The organism is Streptomyces sp. NPDC060198 (genome assembly GCF_042728415.1).
Taxonomy (GTDB): domain Bacteria; phylum Actinomycetota; class Actinomycetes; order Streptomycetales; family Streptomycetaceae; genus Streptomyces.
Window position 1 is genome coordinate 1 of the sequence record NZ_JBHWZJ010000468.1, and the last position, 4,760, is coordinate 4,760.

A 4,760-nucleotide genomic window follows, 5' to 3' on the forward strand; every position below is an offset into this window, starting at 1 on the left:
ACGCAACGGGGTTCCGCGCCATTCCCGTGGGGTCTCGCATGCGGTTCCCTTGGACAAGGGGTCTCCCCCCTCAGAGGGGTGTCAGTCCTGCTTGGTACAACTACTTCGGTAGTGAGCCACGAGACAGGGGGAGTCGGAACGTGCCCAAGAATCTCTCGGCAGTAGCTCCGGTGGTGGGGTTGTACGAAACGCTCATCACTCAACGCCTAGCGCAGCGCATGGGTGAGCTTGAAGCCTCCGGGCACCACTCCGTCGCAGCAGAGGTGGGGCAGGAGTCAGTACCGCACGTTCTCACCCGCCATATCGCCGCAACTGTGCGACAGGTGCTCCAGGGCTTGACACCTTCGGAGCAGGTCATCGCAGCGAACCACATACTGGAATCGCTCAACTCCATTGAGGGCGCAGCCTCATGGATCGATCTCATCACCGAGGGGCCGCGCCAGCTGCTCGCGGTAGCCGAGAATACGGCTCCAGGCGTCTACTCCATCCGCCCGGCTACGCCTCTGTCCGATACCGCTCTGATCACCAATGCGCCTGAAGACCCGAGCCTCGGCTTCGAGTTGCGCTCCGAGCTCGCCACCGCAGATCGTGTCGATCTGCTCTGCGCCTTCGTGAAGTGGCATGGCCTACGCGTCCTTGAACAGGCACTCGCCACCGCTCATCAACGTGGTGTGCCCATCCGCGTTCTCACGACTACCTACATCGGCGCCACCGAACGCCGCGCGCTCGATCGACTGGTGCGCGACTTCGGCGCGGAGGTGAAGGTCAACTACGAGCTGCGCTCCACACGCCTCCACGCAAAAGCATGGCTGTTCCGTCGGGGAAGCGGCTTCGACACGGCCTATGTCGGCAGCTCCAACCTCTCCAAGGCGGCACTGCTCGACGGTCTTGAATGGAACGTACGCCTCTCCTCCGTCGCCACCCCGGCTGTCCTTCGCAAGTTCGAAGCGACATTTGACGCCTACTGGAGCGAGCGCTCCTTCGAAACGTACGACCCTGACAGGGACGCGCAACGGCTGGACGAAGCGCTGTCACACGCCAGCGGTTCGACCGAACCTGCACGCAACACCATCTCGCTCTCCGGCCTGGAGGTACGGCCCTACCCTCACCAGCGCGACATGCTCGAACGCCTAGAGGTTGAGCGCATGGTGCACGATAGGCATCGCAATCTGCTCGTCGCCGCAACTGGCACAGGCAAGACCGTCATGGCTGCGCTCGACTACAAGCGTTTGCGCCAACAGCTGGGCAACGACCCCCGTCTTCTATTCATCGCACATCGCAAGGAAATTCTGGAACAATCCTTGCGGGTTTACCAAAATGTGCTGACTGACGCAAACTTTGGCGAGCTCTGCTACAGCGGCGAGGTCCCCGAGGACTGGACGCATGTTTTTGCCAGCGTCCAGTCACTGACTCCGCAAAAGCTTGAGCGACTCGACCCGTCCCACTTCGACGTCATCGTCATCGATGAGTTCCACCACGGGACTTCACCCACCTATCGACGAATCCTCAACCATTTCACCCCACGCGAACTACTCGGCCTGACTGCCACCCCTGAACGCATGGATGGCGTCACGATTCAGGACGCATATTTCGATGGGCGGATCGCAGCAGAGATGCGCCTCTGGGAGGCCCTGGAGAACAACCTGCTCAGCCCTTTCCATTATTTCGGCATTACAGATAACACCGATATGAGCGCCGTTGCATGGAAGTCCGGCGCGTACGACCGCAGCGCGCTCAGCGACCTATTCACCGGCAATGAAGCCCGCGCTCGCCTCGTTGTGCAGGCCGTGCAGGACAAGGTAAGCGACCCGGGGAGCATGCGCGCCCTTGGGTTCTGCGTGACGGTGGCACATGCCCACTTTATGGCCGACTTCTTCCGGCGGGCAGGTCTCAACGCAGTAGCGCTATCCGGTGAGACATCGCGCGAGGAGCGCAAAAGAGCACTCGATGAATTGCGCTCGGGCTCACTGCAGATCATCTTCTCCGTAGATCTCTTCAACGAAGGGCTCGACATCCCTGATGTGGATACCCTTCTCCTGCTACGGCCCACCTCTAGCGCGACAGTCTTCTTGCAACAGTTGGGACGGGGTCTGCGGCGAACGGATGACAAGGCAGTACTCACCGTCCTGGACTTCATTGGCCAACACCGCAAAGAGTTCCGATTCGAGGAGCAGTTCCGAGCTCTCACTAACCTGACACGCAACAGGCTTCTGCATCACATTGAGCAAGACTTCCCTCAACTTCCCTCCGGCTGCCAGATCATCCTAGAGTCCAAGGCCAAGGACTTGATCATCGAAAACATCCGGAATCAGATTTCCGTAAACGTCACACACCTTGCGCGCGAAGTAGCCTCGTACGCAGAACCCCGCCTTGCGGGATACCTGCGCGAGAGCGGGCGCGAGATCAAGGAGTTGTACCGAGGAAACGGCAACTCCTGGACCGGCCTACTACGTAGAGCCCGCCTGTTGCCGCCTGACGGCCCGGAGGGCGAAGCAGCACTCCTCAAACGCGTCCCAGCGCTCCTCCACGTCGATGACCCGCTGCGAGCACAGGCATACTCGAAACTGCTCACCGAAAGTCCACACCCCTACGTCGAACTGACGGAGCAAGAGCAAGCCTTTGCGCGCATGCTCTTCTTCTCTCTGTGGCCACTGGGCGGCGGCTTCGCAAGCTATCAGGAGGGATTCGACACCCTCCGCAACCAGCCAGCATTCCGCGATGAGGTATGCCAAGTACTGGATCATGCCATCAATAAGGTCGATCACGTCCCAATCCCATTGCTGGGAACCCACAGCAGCCTCCCCCTTGCCATTCATTCCTCATACAGTCGCGAGGAGATACTGCCAGCTCTGGGACAGTCGACAGCAGGCGGCTTTATGCCCGGGAATTTTCGTGAAGGCGTCAAGTGGTGCGAGAACATCGCAACCGATGCGCTGTTCATCACCCTAGAGAAGGACGAGAAGGACTTCTCGCCCGAAACACGATACAAAGACTACGCCCTGAATGACTTCCGATTCCACTGGGAATCTCAAAACCAAACATCAGAGACGTCACCCACCGGAATTCGGTATCAAACACACAAAGAACTCGGAACCCGGATCCTCCTCTTCGTGCGCCGCTATAAAAAGACCGATGTCGGAGGACCGCAGCCTTGGATGCTATTGGGGCCGGCCGAATATGTCGAGCATACCGGCAGCAAGCCCATGGGTATCATCTGGAAACTGCGCCATGAAATTCCTGCCGATGTGCTGACATACTCCGCAATCGTAGCCGGCTAAGGGCTGCCCCGTAATTCTTGGCACTCACCAGATTTTCGGGACAAACCTTAATCACCTGCCAATCCGTGACGGATACAAAAATGGGAACCCGTCAAGGATAGTGCGCCGACCAAGGCTGTCCCGCAAACGTGGTGCTGCATTGACCTCAGGTCGGCTCGATAGGGTCTGGGCCGCAGCCGACGGAAGAGGATCGTTCGATGGCGACATATGACCAGCTGACCGAAGGGGCCGGTCCGGAGCATGTCACGCGAGCCGGACGGGACGTTGTCGCCGGCTGACGGATCCCGGAGTTCATGAAGATGCAACTCGTCGAGGTGGGCATCCCGGTGGCTCCGCGCCTCATCAAGCGGGTCGTGATGCAGAGCGAGGCCGATCCAGTCCTCCACACGTCCCAGGGTCAGCTCTACCGCCTCACGGAGGACACAGACCCCCATAGACCGGCTGAGCGATCATGGTTCGGTGTTGAGCCGGAGACCGGAACGGTTTACTTCGTCATGCCAGATGGGGAGGCATGGTTCGCCAACTCGGGTGTCGACGTGTGGCTCACCGTGCTTCACCACTACGGCAGCCGCGTCACCGCCTCAGAGCTCCTTAGCGAGCCGGACGGGCCCGAGGAGTACCTCTCCGAAGACGAGGAAGAGCGGGCCTTCGCCGAGCTGAACCGGCTGGCCGAGGAGCTGAAGGAGATCGACCCGGCAGCCCTCAACGGCTACGAGGGGTTTCTCTGGCCAGCACACCTGGACCGCTGGCTCTACTGACCTCGGTCGGCAGATCAGAGCCCGCAGGTCTGGACCCGTGCGGGAGGCCAGGCGGCCCCACGACTGAGATGATCAGCATGCGGGGGCTGTGATCACGGCGTCAGAGCCTTCATGGATAGCGCCGCACTCCGGACTCACTCCGAAGCAGTTCGGCAAACTGATCACAGTGCTGCGACGCGGAAACCCGTCCCTTGCTTGCAGGGGTCGTCCGTGGAGTCTGCCGCTGGAAGACCGGGTGCTGCTGGTTGCCGCGTACTGGCGGACACACCTGACCTTGCGGCAGCTGGCCCCCTTGTTCGGGATCTCGAAGTCGTCCGCGGGCCGGATCGTGAGCCACATCGGGCCCCTGCTCGCGCTGCGACCGCGGAACCGCTTCCGCCGAGACACGGTGCTGATCGTGGACGGCACCCTGGTACCGACACGGGACCACAGCGTGGCGGAGCAGTCCAAGAACTACCGCTACTCGACCAACCGTCAGGTCGTCATCGATGCCGACTCACGCCTTGTCGTCTCCGTCCACCACGCCATGCTCGGCATCGCCCGCCTCCACAACATCGCCCTGGCCGGATAGTGGATCTATGCCGACGGCTGATGCGGAGCACGTCTGAGATCACTTGCGGGACAGCCATTAAAGCGTGTTGCAGAAGTCTGTGGGCGGGCAGGCGGAGCCGGGTTCGGCACCTTTGCGGATCATGGTGTGAGGGCGTGGTTGTGCATGGTGGCG

2 protein-coding genes and 1 pseudogene are annotated in these 4,760 nt (G+C 60.8%); all 3 read left to right on the forward strand.

Annotation, left to right across the window (positions count from 1 at the left end; all coding sequences use genetic code 11):
• Nucleotides 1–218 precede the first annotated feature (218 nt).
• A complete protein-coding gene (locus ACFWEP_RS31770; RefSeq protein ID WP_387375324.1) occupies nucleotides 219–3,278 on the forward strand; it encodes a DUF3427 domain-containing protein in 3,060 nt (1,019 codons plus the stop codon).
• 293 nt (nucleotides 3,279–3,571) lie between these two features.
• Complete coding sequence (locus ACFWEP_RS31775) at nucleotides 3,572–4,036, forward strand: SUKH-4 family immunity protein (RefSeq protein WP_387375322.1); 465 nt, start codon at nucleotides 3,572–3,574, stop codon at nucleotides 4,034–4,036.
• 88 nt (nucleotides 4,037–4,124) lie between these two features.
• Nucleotides 4,125–4,571: pseudogene (locus tag ACFWEP_RS31780) on the forward strand (transposase family protein); the annotation flags it as partial.
• Between the last annotated feature and the right edge of the window lie 189 nt (nucleotides 4,572–4,760).

Coding starts and splice junctions, on each gene's coding strand:
- ACFWEP_RS31775 (WP_387375322.1), top strand. CDS start 3,572: ATGAAGATGCAACTCGTCGAGGTGGGCATCCCGGTGGCTCCGCGCCTC.
- ACFWEP_RS31770 (WP_387375324.1), top strand. CDS start 219: ATGGGTGAGCTTGAAGCCTCCGGGCACCACTCCGTCGCAGCAGAGGTG.